Origin of the sequence: Cesiribacter andamanensis AMV16 (genome assembly GCF_000348925.1) — a bacterium.
Lineage (GTDB): Bacteria > Bacteroidota > Bacteroidia > Cytophagales > Cyclobacteriaceae > Cesiribacter > Cesiribacter andamanensis.
The window spans coordinates 15,759-38,634 of record NZ_AODQ01000001.1 but is presented as its reverse complement, the minus strand read 5'-3'; the positions used below and the strand labels follow the sequence as shown (position 1 = coordinate 38,634).

Below are 22,876 nucleotides of genomic sequence, written 5' to 3'. Positions count from 1 at the left end.
CTCATCCCCCTTATCAGCGCTATTTCGTATCTTTGCGTATGAATAATTAGCAAAACATTCTTTTGAGAGGATATTTATCTACTTTTTACCCTATGCTACCAACTCGACTACCAAGCGGCACGCTGCAGGCAGCCGTTGCGGCCCTGCTGCTGGCAGGCTGCTCCACCACCGCTCCCCAGCAAACAAACCCACAGGCAAAAGCCCCCACCGAACAAATGGAAACGCAAACGAACCCCCTGCTGGCCGAATGGACCGGCCCTTATGGCGGCGTACCAGCCTTCGATAAAATGGAGCTGGCCCACATAAAACCCGCCCTGGAACGGGGAATGGCCCTGCACCTGGCCGAGATAGAGGCCATTGCCAATAACCCTGCTCCGCCCACCTTTGCCAATACCATTGAGGCCATGGAGGCGGCCGGCGAACCCCTTAACCGTGCCTTTGTGTACTATGGCATCTGGAGCAGCAACCGCTCCACCCCCGAGTTTCGGGCCATACAAGCCGAAATGGCACCCAAGATCTCAGAGCATAACTCCCGCATTATCCAGAATGAACGCCTCTTTCAGCGGGTAAAAGCGGTCTGGGAGCAGGCGCAGCAAAACCCTCTGTCCGATGATCAGCAACGGGTGGCGCAGCTGGTATACGAAAACTTTGCCATGGAAGGCGCCGATCTGGATGCAGCCGCCAAAGAGCGCTATGCCGCCATTAACAAAGAGCTGTCGTCGCTCTACACAGCCTTCTCAAACAACATCCTGGCCGATGAAGAAAAATACGTGGTCTACCTCAGCAAGGAGCAGCTGGGCGGCCTGCCCGACTCCTTTGTAAAAGCAGCGGCCAAAGCGGCGGCAGACCGGGGCAGGAAGGGCGCTATGCCGTTACCAACACCCGCTCATCCATGGACCAGTTCCTGACCTACTCCAACGAGCGCGCCCTGCGGGAGCAGGTATGGAAAAACTATTACTCCCGTGGTGACAACGGCGATGCCAATGACAACAATGCCAACATCGCCCGCATTCTGAAGCTGAGGCGGGAACGCGTGCAACTGATGGGCTACGACAATTTTGCCGAGTGGCGCCTGCAGAACCGCATGGCCAAAACTCCCGAGCGGGCTCTAGCGCTCATGAATGCCGTATGGCCGGCTGCCATAGCCCGGGTAAAGGAAGAAGTGGCCGACATGCAGCAGGTGGCCAATGCCAGCGGCAAGACCCCCATTACCATAGAACCCTGGGATTACCGCTACTATGCCGAAAAAGTGCGCCAGCAAAAATATGATCTGGACTCTGATGAGGTAAAGCAGTACCTGGAGCTGGGCAACCTTACCCAGGCCATGTTCTATGTGGCCGGCGAACTTTTCAACTACCAGTTCAGCCCCATAACCGATGGGTCGGTACCGGTCTTTCATGAAGATGTAAAGGTATGGGAGGTAACCGATAAGACCAGCGGTGAGCACATTGGCCTCTGGTACCTGGACCCCTTTGCCCGCCAGGGCAAGCGCTCCGGCGCCTGGGCCTCGCCCTACCGCAGCCATACCACCTTCAAGGGCAAAAAAACCGTACTGGCCTCCAACAACTCCAACTTTGTAAAGCCAGCCCCCGGTGAGCCGGTGTTGGTCTCTTGGGATGATGCCACCACCTTCTTCCACGAGTTTGGCCATGCGCTGCACTTTTTGTCTTCGAACGTAAAATACCCTACCCTCAATGGGGGTGTACGGGATTATACCGAGTTTCAGTCGCAGCTGCTGGAGCGCTGGCTCTCCACCGACCAGGTGATTCAGCAGTACCTGAAGCACCACAAGACCGGTGAGGTGATCCCCGCAGAACTGGTGGCCAAGATCAAAAAGGCCGCTACCTTTAACCAGGGCTTTGCCACTACCGAATACCTGGCCTCTGCCCTTATGGACATGCACTTTCACCTGGCCGATCCCGAAGGCCTGGACCCCGACCAGTTTGAGCGCGAAACCCTGGCGAAATTAAACATGCCCCGGGAAGTGGTAATGCGCCACCGTTCGCCCCATTTCGGGCACGTATTTTCCGGTGAGGGCTACGCCACGGCCTATTACGGCTATATGTGGGCCGATGTGCTCACCGCTGATGCAGCCGAAGCCTTTGAGGAAGCCCCGGGAGGGTTCTATGACAAACCCATGGCCGCCCGTCTGGTAGAGTTTCTCTTTGCGCCCCGCAACTCCATGGATCCGGCCGAGGCTTACCGCAAGTTCCGGGGGCGTGATGCCAGCATCGATGCCCTGATGCGCGACCGTGGCTTTCCCGTACCGGAGCAGGCAAAAAAGCCCTGATCTAACCTGCAGAATCCTTTAACAAGAGGGCATTAGCCGTTCGCCAATGCCCTCTTTTTTTGCTTCGCACTAAAGGAGGGCGATGCCTGGAGCCTGACGGGGATGTTTACCTTGCCCTCAAGGATACCACACAGGCCATGGATGCTTTGGAAAATCGCTCCGGCACATGCCTGATCCGGATGTAGACGGTAAAGGGGGCATGCTCCTGCTGCATCAGAAAGAATATGCCAAAGCAGTGGAAGATTTTACTAGGCCAGGTCGTATACTAGACCAGGTCATATGATAAGAATCACCTGACTGCACAGCCTAACAAGGCGAGCTGCCAGCTTTTGCCAAAGCTTTCTGCAGATGTTTACACCGTGTTGAATACCGATACCAGAATATACCCCAAAAAAGCCTGTTGCCTACATGCTAAAAGGTTTCTGCTATTAGGGAGAATACAAGGCCCCGGATGCCCGAAAATGCTTTCTACCTGCTAAAAAGCTGGGGCAAATTGCCATGAATCCTTTTGTGACCGACTAGCTTAGAGAAGATCATTGTTGAAATTATCAGATTTTCTTACATCACAAGCTGAGAGTTAACCCCCCATCCCTCTTCTGGACTCCCAATCAACTGGCCTGCCATGCCATAAAAACATCATCACATTCCGTGCAGAGGGGGTAGCTGAAATTTTGCGCTCAAACTTACAGCCATGTTGTTGAAAGTTTCCCCACAAAAACAAGAGTCAACATTACACGGCTACAAACCTGCTTAGTCCATATTTCATGGAACATAACAAATCTAATAAGGCCTGCTGACGTATTAGAGCTATATCCTTACGGTTAGGTGTTCGTACGTTAACGGCTTTTTTTATGCGGATCTTACTATTTACCCAGGCGCTCAATGGACTTAGCCAGCGAGCTTATTCCGAACTTGTAGAGCGGGGCCATACGGTCCACATCCAAACAGCCGACTCCAATACCGCCATGGAACTGGCCGCAGCTCACTACCAGCCTCAGCTGATCATAGCTTCTTTTTTGCATGCACCCCTGCCCGATAGTCTCTTAAAAAAATATACCGTTCTGGCAGTAAGGCCCGGCAGCGGTACGGACAGAGGCCCGGCCAGACTGGATGGCACCCCTGCCCAGCGCTGGCAAAACTGGCGCATTACCGTACTGCAGGCCCCCACAGAGGCGGATGCTGGTGGGATATGGTCCTCCAAAAAATTCGGCATGAATCCTTCCCGCCAAACGCCTTATTACCAGCACCATTTCACACACCTGGCTGTACAAAGCATACTGGAATCGGTAGAAAAACTTGAAAATAAGTCCTTTAGCCCTCTGCCGCTGCTGGCCGCCCATCCCCTGCTGGCCGGACGCCTGCACCGCATGAAGCTGTAGCTCCCTGCCCCAGGCCACAAACTGGCGCTATTTGCCCTTAAAAGAATCTTTATTGTGGAAGATTTGGTTTATCTTCCTGAAGAATTGAATCTGAATCTAAACCTGCTACGGCCATGTCTAAAGAAAAATCGACCATAAAGGAAAAGAAAAAGGAGCCTGCCAAGAGCCTGAAGGAAAAAAGAGCCGAAAAACAGGCTAAGAAAAGCGCCAAAAGAGACTAAGCCCCTTACGGCACTCCTTCCCTCCGGAAGAATTTGAGTAGAGACAACGCCAGCTTTCTTTCCGGCCCAGCGGCTGATTGAGAAGGCTGGCGTTGTTTTGTTGGTGAACCCCTGCCGAAGCGGATAGAGTAAAAGAATGGGGTATAGGCTGCCTGCTAAACCACTGTACCGGCCTGTTGATCGGAAGCGGTTTGCCCGACCGCCACCGGGTATGTATAGCTGATCATCCACTGAATGCCAAATCGATCCTGCAACATTCCAAAGTAATCTCCCCAAAACGTGCTTTGCAGCGGCATATTTACCTTTCCACCCTCGGCAAGGGCAGCAAATAGCGCATCGGCCTCCTGCTCACTTTCTACCTGCAGGGAGAGATGGAAATTAGTCCCCTCCTGTACCTGATGACCTGCCGATTCCAGTGCATCTGTTGCCATTAATACGGTGTTTTTGCCTATTGCCAGCGCCGCATGCATGATCTTGTCCTGCTCATGGGCCGGCAGGCGGGCCCCTTCAGGCGTATCCTTAAAGCGCTGCATGGCTATAAATTCGCCGCCAAATACCGATTTATAAAAGGTAAAGGCTGCCTCGGTAGTGCCTTTGAAATTGAGATAAGGCTGTACTGTTACCATAGGTGTTGTGGTTAGTGAATGAAATGTACACGTACTTTTTATCAGGCCTCGTCAAGAGGCCGGCAATAGACCCCTTCTGCCTGCAACAGGTCTATTATCGTTTCAGGATGGATGGGCACCCCCTCTACCCGCAAAATCCGGTCGCAATCCTCCAGATCAAAATTTATCCTGTTTTGGGGAAAATACCGCAGCAATAGCCCTATGATCTTTTGGGCTTTTTTTCGCTGCCGGACATCTGTTTTAAAAACTTCGATCATAGCTCACCTTATCTGGGGTTACACAAACACCCTTTTTGGCCCACTGGCCATACCCAAAGGTAGAATACCGCAACCAATTAAAAGGGGTGTACATACGGCAAGCTGTGGGGTTGATTGCGACAAAGGGATTGCCTAGCTTAGGTAGCATGAAACACATTACCATACTCGTTCCCAAGGGGGCTATTCTGGGCAGTATAGAGGGACCCCGGCAGGTATTTACCGAAGTAAACAATCAGCTGAAACGCATGGGGCAGCCACCGCTCTTTAGTATACAACTGGCCGGGCTGAGCCGCGCGCTAGCCGCTGCCGGCGGCCGCTATACGGTGAATACCGATACGGTAATCGGCCAGCTGGCCAAAACAGACCTGGTCATCATTCCGGCACTGGATGGGGACATGCGCTTATTAGTGGAGCAGAACCAGGAATTTATTCCCTGGCTTGTACAGCAGCATCACCAGGGGGCCGAACTGGCCTCGCTCTGTGTAGGCGCTTTCCTGCTGGCCTCCACTGGCCTGATCGATGGCCGCAAATGCGCTACGCACTGGATGGCCGCACATGAGTTCCGCAAAATGTATCCGCAGGTGCAGCTGGTAGAAGACCGGATCATTACCGATGAACAGGGTATATACTCCAGCGGGGGCGCTTTTTCCTACCTGAACCTGATCCTTTACCTGATTGAGAAATATGCAGGGAGGGAGATGGCTGTTTTTCTTTCAAAGGCCTTTCAGATTGATCTGGAGCGCAAAAGCCAGTCGCCCTTTATGATCTTTCAGGGACAAAAAGAGCATGCGGATGAGGCCATCCGAAAAGCCCAGCTCTACATAGAAGCCAATTTTGAAGAACGTATTACGGTAGATGAACTTGCAGCTATGCTGGCCCTGAGCCGTCGCAACCTTGAGCGCCGTTTTAAAAAGGCTACCGCCAACTCTGTGGTGGAATATATGCAGCGCGTAAAAATAGAAGCGGCCAAGATGTGCCTGGAAACGGGCAGCGATACGGTAAATGAGGTCATGTACAAAGTGGGCTACACTGATACCAAGGCTTTCCGATCTACCTTTAAAAAAATAACCGGGCTTACCCCCATTGCCTACCGAAACCGCTACAAACGAGAGCAACTGGTGGCCTGAAAAGAGACCTGCCAGCAGACCGCATAAAAAAAGGGGATATTCGGACCATTTGCCAAATACCCCCTTGTAAAAAATCCCTGGCCGGCAAATGGCTACCAGGCGTTATGCGGGCTATTTCCCCAGATCTGCCCCCGGATCTCCCCGCCGGGATACTGCTGGGTATGCACATTTACATAGGTGTTGCCATTGAGCATAAGCGCAACCAGATCTGACAGATCCATGCCCGCCAGGCTGCCGACCAGATTGGCACTGGTTATGGTGCCCTGGGCCAGAATACCGTTGGTAGTGCCTGGAATAAGGTTAGGGGGTGGACCAGCAGGATACAACCAGGCCACCACGCCACCATTATCGCCTGCAGGGGCTACATGGATGTGGGCCATCAGCACATTGTCAAGGTTGGCAACAATAAGCTTGTAGTGCAGTTCTGTACCATCTTTGCTGAGCTGAAAAATGGCTTGCCCGGTGGCCTTTGACGCATTGGCCGGCACTTCCTGATCACCACTGAGGTGCGTCCGGAAATTGAGAACCTGTTGCCCGCCCTTAGCGCCGACGGCATCGTCCAGCACCGGCTCGACCTGCTGCTGCTCGCATCCGCCAAACAGGAAGCAAAGGCAGCCAGTAACAGTAAAAAGTTGTTTTTCATGTGAATTTGGGATAAAAGGTTATAAAAAAATATAAAAGTACCTGCACGACCATTTGCCTTTACTACTTCTGCCCTGTCAGGGACCCGCCATTCCTACCCTGGGGACCATTCCTACCCTGGGGAAACCGTAGTACCCCGCAGTGGGGACGCTTACCTGGTGCAGAGGGGTTGCGTGCTCTGCCCCATTTTTCTTTCCCAACCCCTGCAGGCCAGCCCGGCGGGAAAACCCCCACCCTGCCTGCTGCCTTAAGATACCGTTCACCCTGCGGCAGGCCCGGGGGAATTCCTTAAACTTTCCGGGAGCTTTTTATTTATACATACTAGTGAAGCACCAGATGAACCTATGGGAAGTCTACTCCCCTATGCGCTACTGTCTATGGGCAAGGGCATCACGCTAAGCGAACTGCCCGACCTGCTTGCCAGGCCACTGAACCTGCAGCTGGCCGACCAGCACATCAGCCTGTGGATCAAACTGGCGTACACCCTCTTTGTGCTGATCCTGATCCCCATTTACTGGAAGTACTGGGGTCCGGCTAATTTTCTGTGGTTTTCGGATGTGGCCCTGTTTGTAAGTGTGGCCGCTCTTTGGCTGGAGAGCAGCTACCTGGCCAGCATGATGGCCATAGGGGTGTTGCTGCCCGAACTCTACTGGAATCTGGAGCTGGTGGTGCGCCTGCTTACCGGCTATAAGCTTGCCGGGCTTACTGACTATATGTGGAATCCCAGGCACCCCCTTCTGTTGCGGCTGCTGTCGCTTTTTCATGTGGTATTGCCGGTCTTGCTGATCCTGATGCTGCTGAAGTGGGGCTACACGCCGGAGGCGCTCTATGCGCAGACGCTGCTGGCCTGGGGAATTCTGTTCTTGTGCTACAAGCTTACCCAGCCTTCTGCCAACATCAACTGGGTATTTGGGCCGGGCAATACCCCCCAATACCATATTCCCTCTAAGTATTACCTGATGCTGATGATGGCCGCCTACCCCCTGCTGATCTTTATCCCAACCCACTATTTACTGAACTGGTTCTTTGCCTAAACAGTGTATGCTGCACGTCTAGGGGGGCCTGACCGTCTATCTATGCTGCTACTGCAGCTGCGCCAGGAGCATCAGCAGCTTTTCCTGTGTAAAGCGCTCCAGCCTATGTTCCCGGGCATAGTGCTGGATGTGTTGCCTGTGATCGGGAAAAACCTTTTGAAGCAGCTTGGGCGTACTCACTTCTACCAGCCGATGATCTTGCCAGATCCAGAAGCGGCTGGCATCTTTCAGCTCTGCACCCGCATACACCGAGAGTGGCACCACATTCTCTTCAAACTCATAACTATTAAGGGTACTGATGGCTGCCGTTTCGGAATAGCCCCCATAGCCGGCCGGCTTTCCTTTTTTGGTTACAAGCGTCTTATGCCGCACATACACAAGCCCGGAAGGGGTAGTAAGCACTTCAAAATAAGCATTATCGACAGGGACAAACTTGCGGTGCTGAATAAAAATGGTATCCACATCGGGCATATCAAGCGCCAGCAGTTTTCCCTCCCGCACAAACACCATTTCTTCTGAAATGCAATTGTAGTTAAAGGCTATCCTGGCTGTGGTGCCGGACTTAAACAGCACGCTGGCAGGCAAAAAGTCCTCAAACAGAAATGCAGGCAGCTGCCCCCTCTGCTGCCGGGCTGCGGGCTCATACTGCCCATAGGCCTGCTGTGTTGCCAGCAAACAACCAACCATACAGGCAAAAAGGGGTACAGGAAAACGCATAATTTAAGATACACGTTTTCAGTCATTTACACAATTCGGCACCCTATTTACTTTTTGTACCCACCTGCTGCGCATTAGTTACTTCACAGCCCTTCTTGAAAGGCGCCAATATGGGCCAGCACCTGCATAACAAATGCCTAAGCAGCCCTGGAGGCATCCCTGGGGGCAGAAGCTGTGCTACAAAAAAAGGGGACCGTTTGCACGGCCCCCTCTCCACCAGTCAACAAAACACCATTACATGCTGAGATCGGGGAGTATTACTTTATCCAGTACATGAACCACCCCATTCGTAGCCTGCACATCCAGTAGGGGTGCCACAAGGCCAGCTTCCCGTCCATTGGCATCGGTGATGGTCAGGGTTTCGGTATTCACCCGAAAGGTCTGGTCGGCCAGGGTAGGCACATCGCCGCTGCTCAGATCACTGGAGTACACGCGTCCTTCTACCACATGGTAGAGCAGTACTTTTGTAAGCACGGGCAGGGGGATATCATCCAGACTGGAGGCACCCAGCTCAGCCAGCAGATCGGCAAAAGCAGCATTGGTGGGAGCAAATACGGTATAGGGGCCTCCGCTTGCCAGCACATTCACCAGACCCGCTTTCTGAACGGCTTCTACCAGAATGGAGAATTCCGGATCAAAGCTAAGGGCCAGTTCTACCAGGTTCATATCCGGGGGCAGCAGCACCTGGTCTATGGCATGCAGCACACCATTGCGTGCTTTGATATCCGCTAAAACTACTGTAGCACTGTTTACCATTACGCTGCTTCCCAGTGTTATTTCTACTGCTGCACCATTGAGTGTAGGCACAAAACCATTGCTCAGATCAGCCGCATATACCTTGCCGGCAACCGCATGGTAGAGCAGGATCTCCCGCAGATTGGGAACCGAGCCAATGTTTTGCTTATTCAGACCCAGGGCAGCAAAGGCCTCGTCGGTCGGGGCAAAAAGGGTTAGTTGCTGGCTGGCCACTGTACCCATCAGGCCACTTTTGGCCAGAGCTACAGTAAGGGTACTAAAACTGGGCTTTTTGGCCTTAGCGGCGTTTGCATGGCGCTCCTGCTCCCCACTAGCCTGCTGGTTATACCGCTCCAGCAGGGCATAGAGATCAAGATTTACCTCCTGCGCCTCATCGGCGGGAAGCACCTCCTCGTCTGGGGTACAGGCAACTGCCAGTAGTCCAAGGAACAGGCCCAGCATCCCTTTCAGTAGGGTGCGATAGGGGCTTGGGGTGTTAAGTTGTTTTTGCATGATGGAAAATAGATTGGATAAAGATTTAACGCATGATAACCTTAACAGAGCACATGCGATATTGTTTTAGAATATTTAATAAATTATAAACAAATATGGATTATCTGGTTTCTTAATTCTGTTTATCTCAGCAAGATTTTACTTGCTAATATTTGTTTTTTAGATTGTTTATTGATTTCATAAACAAACTTCCTGCATTATACTATTTGAAAGGGTAGTGCAAAATTGTTTATCATTTAAATATAAGATTAAACGTTATCGCTCAGGCAATTTTATCACATCCCTTTTGGTCTTCCTTTTGTGGCCAGCCGACCATTTAGTCCTCAGCATGCAGCTGACAGCCGGCACGCCAGCAGCAGTACAGCAACTGCCAAAAAAATTTGTATATTAAAGTGGGCACTGCCTGATAGCCAACCGTGTGCATTTACCTCCCAATCTACCCGCATGAGCACCGCACGTTTACGCCAGCATGTGGCTGACATTTTATCCCTTGCTGATATTGAGATCAATGGGCCGGACCCCTGGGACCTTCAGATCCACAATCCAGCCTTTTACAAGCGCGTGCTCCAGCAGGGCACGCTGGGTCTGGGTGAGTCGTATATGGAGGGCTGGTGGGACTGCCAGCAGCTGGACGAATTCTTTTACCGGGCGTTGAGGGCTGATCTTTACAAACGGGCCCGCCTCAGCTGGCGGGGCAAGCTGGATGTGCTGCTTGCCCGGATCAGCAACCGGCAAACAAAACAAAAAGCGGTAGAGAACATTCACCGGCATTATGACATTGGCAACCGGCTGTACCAGCGCATGCTGGACAGGCGCATGACCTACACCTGCGGCTACTGGAAAGAAGCCACTAGCCTGGACCAGGCCCAGGAGGACAAAATGGATTTGATCTGCCGCAAAATAGGCCTTCAGCCGGGTCAGCGTGTACTGGATATTGGCTGCGGATGGGGCAGTTTTGCCAAATTTGCCGCAGAGCGCTATGGGGCTGAAGTGGTAGGCATCACCATCTCACACGAACAGCTGGCCTTGGGCAGACAGCTGTGCGAGGGACTGCCAATAGAATTACGCTTTCAGGACTATCGGGACATTCATGAACCTTTTGACCATATTGTATCCATTGGCATGGCCGAGGCTGTGGGGCATCGCAACATGCGCACTTATATGCAGGTAGCCGCCCGCTGCCTGCACAATGAAGGTTTCTTTTTGCTCCATACCATAGGACACCCCTTCTCTAAGACCGCACCCGATCCCTTTATCGACACCTATATCTTTCCCAACTGCCTGATACCCTCCCTCAAACAACTGAGCCGGGCTATGGAGCACCTTTTCATTGTAGAAGACCTGCATAACTTTGGCCCCCATTATGACCCTACCCTGATGGCCTGGCACCGGAATTTTACCAGCCACTGGCAGGAGCTAAAGCAGGAGTATGACGAACGCTTCTACCGCATGTGGACCTATTATTTGCTATCAAGCGCCGGCTCCTTCAGAGCACGCAACAACCAGCTCTGGCAGCTGGTCCTTTCTAAAAAAGGCGTGCTGGGCGGCTATACGAGCATCCGGTAGGAATACAGCCGAAGGAGACAAGGCTTTCATTCCCAGCCTTTTTGCTTTTTTAGCAACAGTTAAGGCAATGCTGAGTTCTTTAGAAAAAAAGGAGGACCCATGGAAGCCACAGATAAAAAACGCATTACCATTGAGCAGATCGGTATCCGGTATGGCCTTATCCTGGCCGGCGCCAACATTGGTTTCTTTTTGCTGATGTCACTTTTGGGGCTGGAAGAAAGATCCTGGCTCAGATTTTTCAACCTGGTGTTCATCTTTTTTGTCGTCTACAAAGGCCTGCAGTATTTCAAACATCACACACGCTCTTACTGGACCTATTTTAAAGGCCTGGGCGTAGGCATGGTAATTTTACTGGTGGGCGCCCTTATCTTCAGCATATTCATAGGTGCCTACAGCTGGCTGAATCCTGGCTTTATAGAGGCCGTTCAGGGCAACCTGCCCCTCAATGTCACCTTCGGCCCTCTTGTACTGGCCATGCTGGTGTTTCTGGAAACCATGATCTACGGCTTTATCCTCACCTTTGCCTGCATGCAGCGGCTCAAAACCAGCCATATGCAGGATTCAGTTCACAATTACTAACTCCTTTTGGCAAAGAAGCTGGCTCCGCTTCAGCTTATGTATAGCAGCAGCCAAGCCTGCGGACGGCTTTGTGCGCAATTCCCCTATTCTAATAATTCAAATAAATGGTAGAATATTGACGTATTGAACAGGCTTGTGTAACTTGCCGTTCTATGAAAAAACCTGCCTTCCTGTTGTGTATTGGCGTGCTTCTGGCCTGCAGCCTGAGCAGCTGCACCTCGCAGCTGTATATTAACACCCTTCGCCCGGCAGAGGTAGCCATTACCAACGAGCAATGGAAAGTAGTGGTACTGAACCGCTTTAATCCCGCGCTCCTGCCCTATGACCGGGAGCGGAAAATTGAAGCAATCACCCAGGGGGCGCACGAGGCTTTTTTAGGGACCCTTGCCGCCATAGCTCTGGATAGTACCTACCAGCTGGTGCATGCCGATACGGCACAGCACCTGCAGCAGGCTGCTGACGAACCCCTGAGCATAGCGCAGATCGGAGAGGTGTATCGCCAGCACCCCTACCACCTCCTGCTAGCCCTGGAGGGCTTTGAGGTTGCCATGCACCAGGAAACTGAGCGGATTAAAAATGAGGATGGCAGTGTTTCTAAAACAGCCTATTATACCCTGCAAACGAAAACCAAGTGGGCCCTTTATGACAGTACCGGCCGCCAGCTGGACCGCATCGCCCTTACAGAAGAAAAGCCTTACCAGTCCAGGCCTGTGATCAGCGGACTGCTGGCCGTAGGCCCCTCTATCGGCAAAGCAGGACCCACCATAAACGAGCTGGCCTGGCACACGGGCAATGAATACTGGAAACGCCTTTATCCCCAGCCTGTCAGCTACATCCGTCCCTACTATTCTATGAAAAAGCTGGAAGTAGCCGCTGCCCTGATGGCAAATGAAAACTGGCCGGCCGCCATCAGCCTGCTCACTCCCATAGCCCAGGGCACTTCCAAAGATGCTGCAAAGGCTGCCTATAATCTGGCAGTGATTTATGAAGCAATGGGCCGACTGGAGGAAGCCCGCCAATGGGCCTTGCAAGCCAAACGCCAGAACAACCGCCTGGCCCTGCTGGTCTACTAAAGAGTAAGCCGGGATAAAAAAGGCTTTCGATCTGGCCGCACCGATAGCGCAGGTTTTGAAACCTTAGTATCAACCTGCCGTTCAAGGCTAGTAATTCTCTTTCCTTCTACGGAAAAGATCGCTATGATTTTTTTAGCTAACCATACCACCCCTACTCCACCCTGATGGCACCCCTGTTTTGAGCCTTCGTTCTGCTCAATGGGGTACATCTAACTTTTTTAGCCTGGCTGCTACTACACAGCTTCCTTTTTTCTGCTCCTGAGGGCAGAGCCTTTCCCCAAGGAACATTACCAGAAAGGGCACCGTAGCCTCAGGCTGCTGGTACCGCAGGTTGGGCATACATTCTTTTCCTACACCAAGTGTTACGATTTATGAAATTTCTGACTACTACTCCGGTAAGCAGAGAGTCAAATATAGAGTTACTGAGAATTGTACTAATGCTGATGATCATTGGATTTCATCTGCTGGTGCATGGAGCTGGCGTAGGGTCGGGCGAAACCTTTACCCTCACTACGTCCACCGACCTTATCTACATTCTGCTCAAAAGCTTTCTGGTTTTGGCAGTAAATTGCTTTGTGTTCATTTCAGGCTACTATCGGATACGACTCAAGATCCGAACGGCGCTGAGCCTGATCCTGCAAACCACCTTTTACTCCCTGCTTTTTCTGGTAGCTCTGGAAAGCACACCCCTCCACCAGTTAGGAGTAGTAAAGCTACTGGAAAGCCTGATGCCTATCTTTGCCGGCACCTGGTGGTTCATTACAGCTTATTTTGCACTGTACTTACTAAGCCCGCTCCTCAACCGAGCGGTTGATTCCTTCTCAAAAAAGCAGTTTCTCTTTGTAGTTCTCAGCCTAACGTTCCTGAATTGTGTAGGTGGGTTGCTCTTTGAAGACTCGGCCATGGGCTTTAACAGGGGTTTTTCACTTGTTAGCTTTATCCACATCTACCTGCTGGGCCAGTACATCCGCAGGCATTACAGTACCGCCAAACTCGCCAAGTGGTCGCCTGCCGTTTACATGGGTTGTTCGCTCCTACTCTTTTTGCTTGCCTATGCCAGCATAGAACACCTCACTGGCAAGGGAATTAGCCTTGTTTTTGCCTACAACAACCCCATTGTGCTGCTTTCCGCTATTGCCTTTTTTTTTATGTTCAAACGGTTCAGTCTGCATAGCGGCCTAATCAACAGCATATCGCCTTATGTGCTGGGAGTTTATCTTTTTCATGACCACCCCCTAATGCGCCAGCACCTTATAGAGCAAGTATTCACAACAAGCCTGCAAGGCAGCGCTATGCTTCACTTTGGATACCTGCTTCTGATTACCTTTGGAATATTCATGGCCGGATACTTGGTCGACCGATTGCGGGAATATCTTCTGGCACCCCTTGTACACTTGCTCATGCAAAAAAGCGATCTCATCCGCTTGCAACATATTTTCCCACCAAGACCTTCCTCTCACCCCCCGGCTGGGGCCACCACTAGCGGATCAACCACACAACCACAGGAACCGCCCCGCACAGAAGCCCGCTGAGGCTTTGCCTTTACTTTACAAATAACACCTATCAGGACAGTAGCACTGGATGGACATCCGAGCCAAAGGCTCCAACCAGCCTACACGACCCGACTGTGCAGGTAAGCTAAATGCCTGGAACAAATGTTCTGGCTACTACGCTACAGTATAGCACAGCAGTTCACAGCATGTAATTTCAGGAAGGCTCCTTTATTGTCCGGAACAGAAAAAAGAGGCCACCCCTATGGGATGGCCTCTTGTTGAATAGTTACCCTCCGGAGAGGGAAAAGCTTAGTCCATAATGGTATTGCCACGATCATCTTCCGGAATAATGATTCCGTCGATCACATGGATCACACCATTAGAGGCGTCAATATCCTGCTGAATAATGGAGGCACCCCCAATGGTAATGCTGGTGATGCCACCGGCAGCTGTGCCGCCTTCTGTATATACGGGTATCTGGTTACCCTGAGAAGTTTCGATCACCTGACGACCTGTAAACTGGATAGAGGTTACCTCTGAGGCCAGTACATGGGCTTGCAGAATGCGCACCAGTTCAGCATTGTTCTCAGTATTGGTCAGGTAGTCATACCGCTCCTTAGGCAGCTCCTCAAAGGCAGCATTGGTAGGCAGAAAAACAGTGATTGGACCGTCCATCTGCTCAAGAGAGGCGGTTAGCCCGGCCTGATCTACCAGACGTACAAAGGTAGAGAAGTTGGGGTCCATACGCGCCAGGTCCATAACGCTGTACTGCTCGGTATTATCAATTTCACTAAACAGGTCGGTATCGCGCATGCCTACTTCCGTATTTGACATCCGGTCCGTTTCCATCCCCTGCGTCTGGGTTTCAGTTCCATAGGTAGTACCTGTTTGGGTATCGCTTACCGGCTGCGTCTCGGTGGTACCATAGTCTGTAGCGGTTGTGCCTTGTGTTTCAGTAGTGGCATCGTCATCATACACAGTAGTATTCTGAGGGGTGCCATAGGCGGTTGCTTCACGGGTATCATTTGAGCTTGCACAGCCAAATACCGTTAGGCTGGCAACTGCTACTGCTGCTATAGGTGTAAGAAATCTCTTTTTCATAATCTCAAAAATTTAATATTGTACTTTAGGTATTTAAAAAATTGATGGTTGCATCCTTTGTTTCTAACGCAGCACTCTCTAAATTGTTGACCTTTTTTATCTTATCCCTTAGCAAAACCAGCCAACGAGCTGATTATGGCCTCTTACTCAGCATGCAGAAGTTGTACTATTTATATTAGCACTTCTCTACCGCAGGTTTAAACAGTACTGTTCACCAGCAAGATTAACCATTGGCCTGTAAAAAAAGGGAAGCCGGTGGGCTTCCCTTTTTACTCAACAAAATACGTTTAATCGTTAACGCCTTAGGATCAGTCGTGGCCTTCCAGCTTAACAATCTTATTGTAAGTACCCAAAAGCAGGAAGGGAGCAGCCCACTGGCCCACAAACAGGGCCGTCTCATCTTTCCCCAGTACTTTAAGGGTGAGAGAAGCAGCCATTGAACCAAGAGCAGCCCACAGAAACACATCTGAAGGGATTTTGGCGGTTTGCTCTTCAATAGCAGTGGCTACTGGCCCTTCTTTGTGCTCGGGATTATTGTTGGCAGCTGGTCTGTTTTTAAACTCTGTTGTTCTGGTTTCCATAATGTTAGAATTAGTTTGAAAAATTAGTTCGTACTTCATTTTGAACGCGCACCTGTAGGGAATGTTCAAAAAATAAGGCTCCGATTTACCAAAAAAAATACCGGGCAGGCACTGGTTGCAATGCCCAGCAGCTAGGGGGCCTATACCCTTCTGCTGCCTGACGATAGCTGGCCAAACATGCCCTGCATCTGGTTTTGCTCCATCCTGCTGTCCAGATCCGGCTGCCTCTCCCCCCTCACTCCCAACCGCAAACAAAAGGGGTAAAAACTGCTTTTTAAATAAAAAATCCATCATCAACCAATTCCTTATCCCATGAAAAAGATAGGCATGCTGCTGGTAGGCAGCTCCCTTTTATTTGGCGCCTGCGACAGTCGCAGAGAAGCCGACACCACCAGCCAGGCCCCTGCGGCTGATACCACCGCCAGCCAGGCCGATGCCAGCACCCGGGCTCCGCGGCTGGAACAGGCCTGGGCTACAGAAGCTGAGCTGGACGTTCCTGAATCGGTCTTCTACAATCCGGACGAAAACATGCTCTATGTCAGCAACATTGTGGGCAACCCAACTGACAAAGATGGTAAAGGGTTTATCTCCAAGCTGTCACTGGATGGCAAGCTGGTGCAAAAGGAATGGGTAAGTGGCCTGCATGCCCCAAAAGGCATGGCGATGCAGGGAGGCACCCTGTATGTAACCGATATTGATGCGCTGGTGGCCATTGATGCCAATGGCAAGATCAGCAAGCGCTATCCTGTAAAAGGAGCCAAATTTCTGAACGATCCCGTAGCGGCCAATGGCATGATCCTCTTTACCGACATGCAGGACAACAAGATCTATGCCCTGGAAAATGACAAGGTACGGGTATGGAAGGAAAACGGCCTGAGCTCGCCCAACGGGCTGGCCTACCACAATGGAGCTGTTTACCTGGCATCTTCAGATTTTCAGCAGATAACAGCCGAGGGCGAAGGGGACGTGCTGGCCAGCGGTATTGGCAGTGGCGATGGCATTGGCATTGTGGACGAAAACACCTTTTTGGTCTCCAACTGGCAGGGTGAAGTCTATTATGTAGAGCGGGGCAAGGAGAAGGTAAAACTGCTGGACACCAAGGCCGACAAGATCAATTCGGCCGACATTACCTACGTGCCGGAGCAAAACCTGCTGCTGGTGCCTACCTTTAGCGACAACCGGGTGGTGGCCTACCGCCTGCAGCGATAGGAGATTCGCTACAATACCTTCAAACAGCTGCGGCTAGTGCAGAATCACCTAAAGGGTATACCCCATAACCAGCCCTTCGGCCAGCATGAATGGCAACAGCCTGTGGCTATTGGAGCTGCACCTGAAATAACAGGGCCTGCTGAGTCCAAAAACCTTATTTTATGTTCTTCCGTACCTATAAACAAACCAATTTCATAGAATTATGCATTCAAAAGAATATAGAGCCCGAGGTAACTGGAACGAGATCAAAGGAAGCCTGAAGCAAAAGTATGGTAACCTGACCGACGACGATGTTACCTATCAGGAGGGCAAGGAAGATGAATGGTTAGGCAGACTTCAGCAGAAGACTGGCGAAACCAAAGACAAGATCAAAAGCTGGATAGACCGCATCTAAGCAGGGCTACCCTGCCTGATCTTAGCCTTCATAAGCACCCGCCAGAACGGGTGCTTATTTTTTTACCCCCTTCCCTACCGCTTTGACCGGCCTCCAGACCCCCTGCCAGACAAAAACCAGATTACGCTGGCCCCGTAAAAATAAGCTGACAATGAGGCAATTACCACACATGAAACTACTACACTCCCTGATTGTGCTGCTGGCCCTGGTACTGGTCGGCTGCAACGGATCAATCAAACAAGCCCTTACCAGCATACCCCCTTATGAGCAATACATCCGTTCGCTGGAAAAAGCCGGCCTGGACCAAACCCCCATGGCGCAACGCTGGCTGGCTGCCGGGCAGCGGGTCTTTACCGACTCGGTACAAATACGCCTGCCCTTAAGCGAAGCGGGCTACTTTGCCGCCGCTACGCCTGATGCCCGCTCCTATCGCTTTGACGGCCGGGAGGGGCAGGTCCTTACCGTAGATGGCGCCCTTACCGCTGAGCCTACTACCACACTCTATCTGGATCTTTTTGTCTGGCAAAACAATCGCTGGGACCGACAGGCATCTGAAGTGGTGCAGGCCGACTCCAGCCTGCAGTTCAACTATGAGTTTCGGCAGGACCAGCACTGCCTGTTGCGCCTGCAGCCACAACTGCTCACAGATGTCTACTACACCCTTTCCCTTAACCTTACCCCTGTGCTGATCAACCCTGTATCAGGCGCCTCAAACCGCTCCATAGGCAGTTTTTATGGAGCCGATCGGGATGGCGGGCAGCGCAGCCACGAGGGCGTGGATATTTTTGCGGCGCGCGGCACGCCGGTAGTAGCCCCCACCTCCGGTGTAGTTTCGCGGGTAGGCACCAACCGGCTGGGCGGTAAAGTGATCTGGATGCAGGATATCAAGCGGGGCCACACCTACTATTTTGCCCACCTCGATTCGCAGCTGGTAGCCTCCGGCAGACGGGTTGCGCAGGGGGATACCCTTGGGCTGGTAGGCAATACCGGAAATGCCCGCAGCACACCGCCCCACCTGCATTTTGGCATTTATCAGCGCGGCAGCAAAGACCCCATCAACTACATCCGTACACTGGAAGCAGCCGTAGAAGCCAGCCCGCTGGACACCAGCTACCAGGCCCAGGCCTACAAGATCACCGCTACTCAGCTGAACCTGCGCTCGGGGCCCGGCACTGCAGAGGCGGTACTGGACCAGCTGCCACGCGATACCTTTGTGCAGATCATAGCCCAGGCAGGCGACTGGTACCGCATCTCGCTGCCCGACCAGCGCCAGGGATTTGTGCCCAAGCGCTATGTAAGCGCTGCCACCAGCGGCCAGCCGCTGCAGGTAGCAGCCCCCAGCCTGCTGCGCAGCCAGGCCACACCACAGGCTGTGCCCGTACGGGAACTGGAGGAGAACAGCTCAGTTGAAGTATTGGCCCATTTTGGAGAATTTGCCTTTGTACGTACCGCCCAGGGAGTAGTGGGGTGGCTGGCCCGGTAAGCAACACCGACTGAGCCCGGACCAGGCCATCGTGCAGTAAAGCGAGGGGGGGGGTAGTATCCATAATCCTCTCAACTCCGGTGCACGCGGCAGGTTCCCCCATCAGACCACACCAAATCGGTTGGTTGTGAGCATAAAAAGCAGTGCTCCTGCAGAATAGGCCACTACATCCCGCCAGTCGGCCGTAAAGCGACTGGAGAAGGCCGGAAACACCAGCTCTGAGATGAGAATGATAAAACTGGTAGCCACTACTGCCTCCAGGGCTGTAAGGCGGTAATGATTGCCCCGCTTAAAGAGCAGGCGCCGCTCTACCACCAGAAGGGTCAGCAGAATGGGCATGGCCAGAAAACTGTCCAGGTAAGCATCCAGGAACGGCATGGAAACACCCATGCCTTTTTGCAACAGCTGATGCAGCACAAACAGCAGGCAGCAGGCAATAAATACAGGAGAGCGTAGAATAAGCATGCTGTGTTTCTTAAAATCCCCCAACAAAAGAAATGATCAGAAAGAGGAGCACCACCGGCGACAGGGCCGTTAGCAGCAACACCACTACACTTTTGTACATAAGCTTGAGCACCTGCAGCAGCAGGGAATCTGCCGGATCTGGCTTTACCCATTCGCCCAGCTCCCTGATCTTGGTGGTGATGTAGGTGCGAAGTGCCTGCCCTAAAGGTTCTTCTTCCATTTGTAGTAGTTCTGGCTAGTAGTAGGTGATGTACTGATAAACTACATACAGCCCGGCTATTGTTCAACACACCAGGACGATTGGCTTTTTGGGACATAACCGCTATCTTGATAGGCAGACCGCAGGCGGCCACTTTTTTCATTCCCATGCCTCATGCGGCTATTATGCATCTACCATTTTTCGTAGTTCAGCCCCTATGCGTTGCCTTTACCCCTGCCTGCTTGTGCTTATGATCTTTTCTACCCCCCTGCAAGGTTTTGCTCAGGATTTGGCCGCCTACCGGATCTTTCACAGCACAGGCAGGCCCGCCGATTTTAGCCGGCTGGTAGAAGAAGTGCAGCAGGCCGATGTGGTCTTTTTTGGCGAACTCCATGGCAACCCCATTGCCCACCGCCTACAGCTCGCCCTTGCCCGGGCCCTGCATGCCAAAAACCCGCAGCTGCAGCTGGCCATGGAAATGTTTGAGGCCGACAACCAGCTGGTGCTGGATGAATACCTGCAGGGCCTGATCCCCGAAAAGCACCTGCTGAGCGAGGCCAAGGTCTGGCCCGGCTATCCTACCGACTATAAACCGCTGCTGGATTTTGCCCGGGAGCAGGGGCTGCCCGTCATTGCCTCCAACATCCCCCGCCGCTATGCCAACCTGGTGTACCGGCAGGGCCTGGAAGCCCTTGACTCGCTCTCGGCAGAAGCCAGGCGCTGGATAGCCCCCCTGCCCATAGTGGTAGATCTGCAGTTGCCGGGCTATCAGGCCATGCTGCACAGCATGGGCGGCCATGGCAACCCAGCCAGCAGCGAAAACCTGGTGAAGGCGCAAGCCATTAAAGATGCCACCATGGCCCACTTTATTTTACAGCATCTGGAAAAGGGAAAAATCCTGCACCTGAATGGCGCCTACCATAGCAAGAACCGGGAGGGCATTGTCTGGTACCTGCTACAGCAGCAACCAGAGCTGCGCATTGCCACTATCACCACCCTGGAGCAGCAGGGGGTTAAAAAACTGGAGAAGGCAAACCGAAATACCGCAGATTTTATTCTGGTGGTACAGGAAAAGGTGCAGTAGCCCCCTGCCGGCCAGTGTACGGCCCCGCACCGCCACTCCTTCCAGGCACTTAATTTTCTGGCAGCAATCTCCCTACAATTTGCCCCCAATGCCATAGCTTTGCCTTTTTGCGAAGGCTTATGGCGCCACTACTACAGGAAGCTCCGGACAAGGTGAGACAGGCAGCAGAGGGCACCGTTTTTCCGGTGCTCTTTGCACTCAGCATTTCACATTTGCTGAATGACACGCTGCAATCGCTTATCCCCTCCATTTACCCCCTTGTAAAAGACACCCTCCAGCTGAGCTTTTCGCAGGTGGGACTGATTACCCTGTCCTTTCAGCTTACAGCCTCGCTGCTGCAGCCTCTGGTAGGCTGGTATACCGATCGCAAACCAATGCCCTACTCGCTGGCCATCGGTATGGGCTTTTCACTGCTTGGCCTGGTGCTGCTGTCCCAGGCGGCCACCTTCCCGCTGGTGCTGATTTCAGTGGCCCTTATTGGCATGGGATCAGCCATATTCCATCCAGAAGCTTCGCGCATGGCCCGCATGGCGTCCGGGGGCAGGCATGGCATGGCGCAGTCGCTCTTTCAGGTAGGGGGCAATGCAGGCAGCTCCTTTGGCCCGCTGCTGGCGGCCCTTATCATTGTTCCCTTTGGGCAGGGCAATGTGCTCTGGTTTTCCCTGGGCGCCCTGCTGGCCATTGTGATCCTGTACCGCCTGGGAGGATGGTATAGCCTACACCTGCCCCATCATAAAAGAAAAAGCACCGCTGCTACAGGGCAGATGCAGCAGGAGGTGCTTTCTAAAAAGAAGGTAGTGTATGCGTTGGCAATTCTGTTGGTACTGATCTTCTCCAAGTATTTTTACATGACCAGCATGCACAGCTACTTTACCTTTTTTCTGATCCAGAAATTTGGCGTATCGGTGCAGAGCTCGCAGGTTTACCTGTTCTTATTTCTGTTTGCCGTAGCAGCGGGCACCTTTATCGGGGGGCCTGTGGGCGACCGTATTGGCCGCAAATGGGTGATCTGGATCTCAATTGTGGGCGCCACCCCCTTTACCCTGCTTCTCCCCTATGTAGACCTGTTCTGGACCGCCGTGCTGAGCATGTGCATTGGGGTAATCATCTCCTCTGCCTTTTCGGCCATTCTGGTCTATGCCCAGGAGCTGGTGCCGGGTAGGATCGGTACCATATCGGGCCTGTTCTTTGGTTTTGCTTTTGGCATGGCCGGCATAGGCTCTGCCGTGCTGGGCGAGCTGGCCGACCGTACCAGCATCCAGTATGTGTTTGAGCTGTGCGCCTTTTTGCCCCTCTTGGGCATGGTTACCTGGCTACTGCCCGATGTTGAAAGGCGCAGGATCCTGAAGGGCCGCTAAGCAGTCCAGTCACAAAAAAAGCGGGCCTTTCACTGAGACCCGCTCTTTTTATGCATTAGCGAATGGAAATTTGCTTGGGTGGACGAGGTTTTGCTTCTTCCCGTTTTGGGATCAGCAGGCGTAGCACCCCATCTTCATACCTGGCGGCAATCTTTTCTTCATCTACCACATTCTTGGGCAGGGTAAAGGACCTGCTGAAGGAGAAGTAGCTAAACTCCCGCTTGGTGTAGCGGCCCTCATTTTGCTGCTCCTGCTCCTGGTTGCGTTCTGCAGAAATGGTTAGCAGCCCATTGTCCAGCTCAATTCTGAAGTCTTTCTTTGCCATGCCGGGCGCCGCCATTTCCACTTCAAAGTTTTCCTGCGTTTCCCGGATGTTTACAGCCGGAATGCTGCTGCCGGATGCAGCATAGTTGCTATTGTTCCAATCCATCCATTCCCGGGTAAGATCAAAAAAGCTGGGAAATAGCGTACCGTTGGTTTTGCTTAGCTGATTCATACTACCTCCTTTTTTTATCAGTAACATATGTGCTAGGGTTTACAGTGTTAAATGCTATACACCCTAAGTGCTACAAAGCCTATACCAAGCCCAAAAAATAGCCTGATCAGCCTCCTGCCTGCCCCTAAATCTGAAATTTTGTCAGCAAATCCCTCTACTCATTCTCCATATAATGCCATTATGACACCTGATTGTCACATCCCTCCCCCCCTGTCCATCCCCTCGGGGCGCAAAAAGAATAATGCCGGACCTCT

Annotated in this window: 24 protein-coding genes; 14 read left to right on the top strand and 10 right to left on the bottom strand. The window is 52.3% G+C overall.

Annotation, left to right across the window (positions count from 1 at the left end; genetic code table 11):
- Nucleotides 1-92 precede the first annotated feature (92 nt).
- From ADICEAN_RS23070 to ADICEAN_RS00185, 3 genes are all read left to right on the top strand, one after another.
- On the top strand, nt 93-908 hold the full coding sequence (locus ADICEAN_RS23070; RefSeq protein WP_009193456.1) for a gluzincin family metallopeptidase: 816 nt from the start codon (nt 93-95) through the stop codon (nt 906-908).
- The gene (locus ADICEAN_RS23065) at nt 893-2,290 is read left to right on the top strand and encodes a M3 family metallopeptidase (RefSeq protein WP_009193455.1); all 1,398 of its coding nucleotides are present in this window, start codon (nt 893-895) and stop codon (nt 2,288-2,290) included. Before ADICEAN_RS23070 ends, ADICEAN_RS23065 begins: the two co-directional genes overlap by 16 nt.
- A gap of 851 nt (nt 2,291-3,141) precedes the next feature.
- Nucleotides 3,142-3,669: a hypothetical protein gene (locus ADICEAN_RS00185; RefSeq protein WP_009193454.1), complete on the top strand. Its 528-nt coding sequence runs from the start codon at nt 3,142-3,144 to the stop codon at nt 3,667-3,669.
- Between the two features lie 376 nt (nt 3,670-4,045).
- Here the strand turns inward: ADICEAN_RS00185 and ADICEAN_RS00180 are convergent, their stop codons facing one another.
- Together ADICEAN_RS00180 and ADICEAN_RS00175 are read right to left on the bottom strand one after the other, a co-directional pair.
- Nucleotides 4,046-4,516, bottom strand: a complete 471-nt coding sequence (locus tag ADICEAN_RS00180; RefSeq protein ID WP_009193452.1) for a VOC family protein — start codon at nt 4,514-4,516, stop codon at nt 4,046-4,048.
- 41 nt (nt 4,517-4,557) lie between these two features.
- Entirely contained in the window at nt 4,558-4,773 is a 216-nt protein-coding gene (locus tag ADICEAN_RS00175; protein WP_009193451.1) for a hypothetical protein, read from the bottom strand.
- Between the two features lie 146 nt (nt 4,774-4,919).
- Here ADICEAN_RS00175 and ADICEAN_RS00170 point away from each other — a divergent pair, with 146 nt between their 5' ends.
- The gene (locus tag ADICEAN_RS00170) at nt 4,920-5,900 is read left to right on the top strand and encodes a GlxA family transcriptional regulator (protein ID WP_009193450.1); all 981 of its coding nucleotides are present in this window, start codon (nt 4,920-4,922) and stop codon (nt 5,898-5,900) included.
- Nucleotides 5,901-5,992: 92 nt separating this feature from the next.
- On the opposite strand, the gene ADICEAN_RS00165 is transcribed toward ADICEAN_RS00170, so the two are convergent.
- Nucleotides 5,993-6,466, bottom strand: a complete 474-nt coding sequence (locus tag ADICEAN_RS00165; protein ID WP_009193449.1) for a CHRD domain-containing protein — start codon at nt 6,464-6,466, stop codon at nt 5,993-5,995.
- Nucleotides 6,467-6,886: 420 nt separating this feature from the next.
- Here ADICEAN_RS00165 and ADICEAN_RS00160 point away from each other — a divergent pair, with 420 nt between their 5' ends.
- Complete coding sequence (locus ADICEAN_RS00160; protein WP_009193448.1) at nt 6,887-7,576, top strand: hypothetical protein; 690 nt, start codon at nt 6,887-6,889, stop codon at nt 7,574-7,576.
- A gap of 48 nt (nt 7,577-7,624) precedes the next feature.
- On the opposite strand, the gene ADICEAN_RS00155 is transcribed toward ADICEAN_RS00160, so the two are convergent.
- Both ADICEAN_RS00155 and ADICEAN_RS00150 read right to left on the bottom strand, forming a co-directional pair.
- Nucleotides 7,625-8,263: a hypothetical protein gene (locus tag ADICEAN_RS00155; protein WP_009193447.1), complete on the bottom strand. Its 639-nt coding sequence runs from the start codon at nt 8,261-8,263 to the stop codon at nt 7,625-7,627.
- A 264-nt stretch (nt 8,264-8,527) separates the two neighbouring features.
- Nucleotides 8,528-9,541, bottom strand: coding sequence for a fasciclin domain-containing protein (locus tag ADICEAN_RS00150; protein ID WP_009193446.1), 1,014 nt, complete (start codon nt 9,539-9,541; stop codon nt 8,528-8,530).
- Nucleotides 9,542-9,985: 444 nt separating this feature from the next.
- Here ADICEAN_RS00150 and cfa point away from each other — a divergent pair, with 444 nt between their 5' ends.
- From cfa to ADICEAN_RS00130, 4 genes are all read left to right on the top strand, one after another.
- A complete protein-coding gene (cfa, locus tag ADICEAN_RS00145; RefSeq protein ID WP_009193445.1) occupies nt 9,986-11,107 on the top strand; it encodes a cyclopropane fatty acyl phospholipid synthase in 1,122 nt (373 codons plus the stop codon).
- A gap of 99 nt (nt 11,108-11,206) precedes the next feature.
- Entirely contained in the window at nt 11,207-11,686 is a 480-nt protein-coding gene (locus tag ADICEAN_RS00140; protein WP_009193444.1) for a DUF4199 domain-containing protein, read from the top strand.
- 152 nt (nt 11,687-11,838) lie between these two features.
- Nucleotides 11,839-12,759, top strand: a complete 921-nt coding sequence (locus ADICEAN_RS00135; protein WP_009193443.1) for a DUF6340 family protein — start codon at nt 11,839-11,841, stop codon at nt 12,757-12,759.
- Between the two features lie 371 nt (nt 12,760-13,130).
- Nucleotides 13,131-14,291 (top strand): acyltransferase, encoded by a 1,161-nt coding sequence (locus ADICEAN_RS00130; RefSeq protein WP_009193441.1) that lies wholly within the window; start codon nt 13,131-13,133, stop codon nt 14,289-14,291.
- Nucleotides 14,292-14,561: 270 nt separating this feature from the next.
- Here ADICEAN_RS00130 and ADICEAN_RS20740 read toward each other — a convergent pair whose 3' ends face one another.
- Nucleotides 14,562-15,353 (bottom strand): fasciclin domain-containing protein, encoded by a 792-nt coding sequence (locus ADICEAN_RS20740; RefSeq protein ID WP_009193440.1) that lies wholly within the window; start codon nt 15,351-15,353, stop codon nt 14,562-14,564.
- Nucleotides 15,354-15,661: 308 nt separating this feature from the next.
- Entirely contained in the window at nt 15,662-15,934 is a 273-nt protein-coding gene (locus tag ADICEAN_RS00120; protein ID WP_040395862.1) for a hypothetical protein, read from the bottom strand.
- A 312-nt stretch (nt 15,935-16,246) separates the two neighbouring features.
- Between ADICEAN_RS00120 and ADICEAN_RS00115 the strand changes: the two genes are divergently transcribed.
- From ADICEAN_RS00115 to ADICEAN_RS00105, 3 genes are all read left to right on the top strand, one after another.
- The gene (locus ADICEAN_RS00115; RefSeq protein ID WP_009193438.1) at nt 16,247-17,143 is read left to right on the top strand and encodes an outer membrane protein assembly factor BamB family protein; all 897 of its coding nucleotides are present in this window, start codon (nt 16,247-16,249) and stop codon (nt 17,141-17,143) included.
- A gap of 202 nt (nt 17,144-17,345) precedes the next feature.
- Nucleotides 17,346-17,537: a CsbD family protein gene (locus tag ADICEAN_RS00110; protein WP_009193437.1), complete on the top strand. Its 192-nt coding sequence runs from the start codon at nt 17,346-17,348 to the stop codon at nt 17,535-17,537.
- Nucleotides 17,538-17,706: 169 nt separating this feature from the next.
- Nucleotides 17,707-19,020, top strand: coding sequence for a peptidoglycan DD-metalloendopeptidase family protein (locus ADICEAN_RS00105; RefSeq protein ID WP_009193436.1), 1,314 nt, complete (start codon nt 17,707-17,709; stop codon nt 19,018-19,020).
- 102 nt (nt 19,021-19,122) lie between these two features.
- Here the strand turns inward: ADICEAN_RS00105 and ADICEAN_RS00100 are convergent, their stop codons facing one another.
- Nucleotides 19,123-19,485 (bottom strand): hypothetical protein, encoded by a 363-nt coding sequence (locus ADICEAN_RS00100; RefSeq protein ID WP_009193435.1) that lies wholly within the window; start codon nt 19,483-19,485, stop codon nt 19,123-19,125.
- A gap of 10 nt (nt 19,486-19,495) precedes the next feature.
- The gene (locus tag ADICEAN_RS00095; RefSeq protein ID WP_009193434.1) at nt 19,496-19,705 is read right to left on the bottom strand and encodes a hypothetical protein; all 210 of its coding nucleotides are present in this window, start codon (nt 19,703-19,705) and stop codon (nt 19,496-19,498) included.
- A 229-nt stretch (nt 19,706-19,934) separates the two neighbouring features.
- On the opposite strand from ADICEAN_RS00095, the gene ADICEAN_RS00090 reads away from it, so the two are divergent.
- Both ADICEAN_RS00090 and ADICEAN_RS00085 read left to right on the top strand, forming a co-directional pair.
- Complete coding sequence (locus ADICEAN_RS00090) at nt 19,935-20,768, top strand: ChaN family lipoprotein (protein ID WP_236612837.1); 834 nt, start codon at nt 19,935-19,937, stop codon at nt 20,766-20,768.
- A gap of 119 nt (nt 20,769-20,887) precedes the next feature.
- On the top strand, nt 20,888-22,126 hold the full coding sequence (locus tag ADICEAN_RS00085) for an MFS transporter (protein WP_009193432.1): 1,239 nt from the start codon (nt 20,888-20,890) through the stop codon (nt 22,124-22,126).
- Nucleotides 22,127-22,181: 55 nt separating this feature from the next.
- On the opposite strand, the gene ADICEAN_RS00080 is transcribed toward ADICEAN_RS00085, so the two are convergent.
- Entirely contained in the window at nt 22,182-22,649 is a 468-nt protein-coding gene (locus tag ADICEAN_RS00080; protein WP_040395851.1) for an Hsp20/alpha crystallin family protein, read from the bottom strand.
- Nucleotides 22,650-22,876 lie beyond the last annotated feature (227 nt).

Bases quoted from the DNA above. Each gene is read 5' to 3' on its own strand.
- ADICEAN_RS23070 (WP_009193456.1), top strand. From the start codon at position 93: ATGCTACCAACTCGACTACCAAGCGGCACGCTGCAGGCAGCCGTTGCG.
- ADICEAN_RS23065 (WP_009193455.1), top strand. From the start codon at position 893: ATGGACCAGTTCCTGACCTACTCCAACGAGCGCGCCCTGCGGGAGCAG.
- ADICEAN_RS00185 (WP_009193454.1), top strand. From the start codon at position 3,142: ATGCGGATCTTACTATTTACCCAGGCGCTCAATGGACTTAGCCAGCGA.
- ADICEAN_RS00180 (WP_009193452.1), bottom strand. From the start codon at position 4,516: ATGGTAACAGTACAGCCTTATCTCAATTTCAAAGGCACTACCGAGGCA.
- ADICEAN_RS00175 (WP_009193451.1), bottom strand. From the start codon at position 4,773: ATGATCGAAGTTTTTAAAACAGATGTCCGGCAGCGAAAAAAAGCCCAA.
- ADICEAN_RS00170 (WP_009193450.1), top strand. From the start codon at position 4,920: ATGAAACACATTACCATACTCGTTCCCAAGGGGGCTATTCTGGGCAGT.
- ADICEAN_RS00160 (WP_009193448.1), top strand. From the start codon at position 6,887: ATGGGAAGTCTACTCCCCTATGCGCTACTGTCTATGGGCAAGGGCATC.
- ADICEAN_RS00155 (WP_009193447.1), bottom strand. From the start codon at position 8,263: ATGGTTGGTTGTTTGCTGGCAACACAGCAGGCCTATGGGCAGTATGAG.
- ADICEAN_RS00150 (WP_009193446.1), bottom strand. From the start codon at position 9,541: ATGCAAAAACAACTTAACACCCCAAGCCCCTATCGCACCCTACTGAAA.
- cfa (WP_009193445.1), top strand. From the start codon at position 9,986: ATGAGCACCGCACGTTTACGCCAGCATGTGGCTGACATTTTATCCCTT.
- ADICEAN_RS00140 (WP_009193444.1), top strand. From the start codon at position 11,207: ATGGAAGCCACAGATAAAAAACGCATTACCATTGAGCAGATCGGTATC.
- ADICEAN_RS00135 (WP_009193443.1), top strand. From the start codon at position 11,839: ATGAAAAAACCTGCCTTCCTGTTGTGTATTGGCGTGCTTCTGGCCTGC.
- ADICEAN_RS00130 (WP_009193441.1), top strand. From the start codon at position 13,131: ATGAAATTTCTGACTACTACTCCGGTAAGCAGAGAGTCAAATATAGAG.
- ADICEAN_RS20740 (WP_009193440.1), bottom strand. From the start codon at position 15,353: ATGAAAAAGAGATTTCTTACACCTATAGCAGCAGTAGCAGTTGCCAGC.
- ADICEAN_RS00120 (WP_040395862.1), bottom strand. From the start codon at position 15,934: ATGGAAACCAGAACAACAGAGTTTAAAAACAGACCAGCTGCCAACAAT.
- ADICEAN_RS00115 (WP_009193438.1), top strand. From the start codon at position 16,247: ATGAAAAAGATAGGCATGCTGCTGGTAGGCAGCTCCCTTTTATTTGGC.
- ADICEAN_RS00110 (WP_009193437.1), top strand. From the start codon at position 17,346: ATGCATTCAAAAGAATATAGAGCCCGAGGTAACTGGAACGAGATCAAA.
- ADICEAN_RS00105 (WP_009193436.1), top strand. From the start codon at position 17,707: ATGAAACTACTACACTCCCTGATTGTGCTGCTGGCCCTGGTACTGGTC.
- ADICEAN_RS00100 (WP_009193435.1), bottom strand. From the start codon at position 19,485: ATGCTTATTCTACGCTCTCCTGTATTTATTGCCTGCTGCCTGCTGTTT.
- ADICEAN_RS00095 (WP_009193434.1), bottom strand. From the start codon at position 19,705: ATGGAAGAAGAACCTTTAGGGCAGGCACTTCGCACCTACATCACCACC.
- ADICEAN_RS00090 (WP_236612837.1), top strand. From the start codon at position 19,935: ATGATCTTTTCTACCCCCCTGCAAGGTTTTGCTCAGGATTTGGCCGCC.
- ADICEAN_RS00085 (WP_009193432.1), top strand. From the start codon at position 20,888: ATGGCGCCACTACTACAGGAAGCTCCGGACAAGGTGAGACAGGCAGCA.
- ADICEAN_RS00080 (WP_040395851.1), bottom strand. From the start codon at position 22,649: ATGTTACTGATAAAAAAAGGAGGTAGTATGAATCAGCTAAGCAAAACC.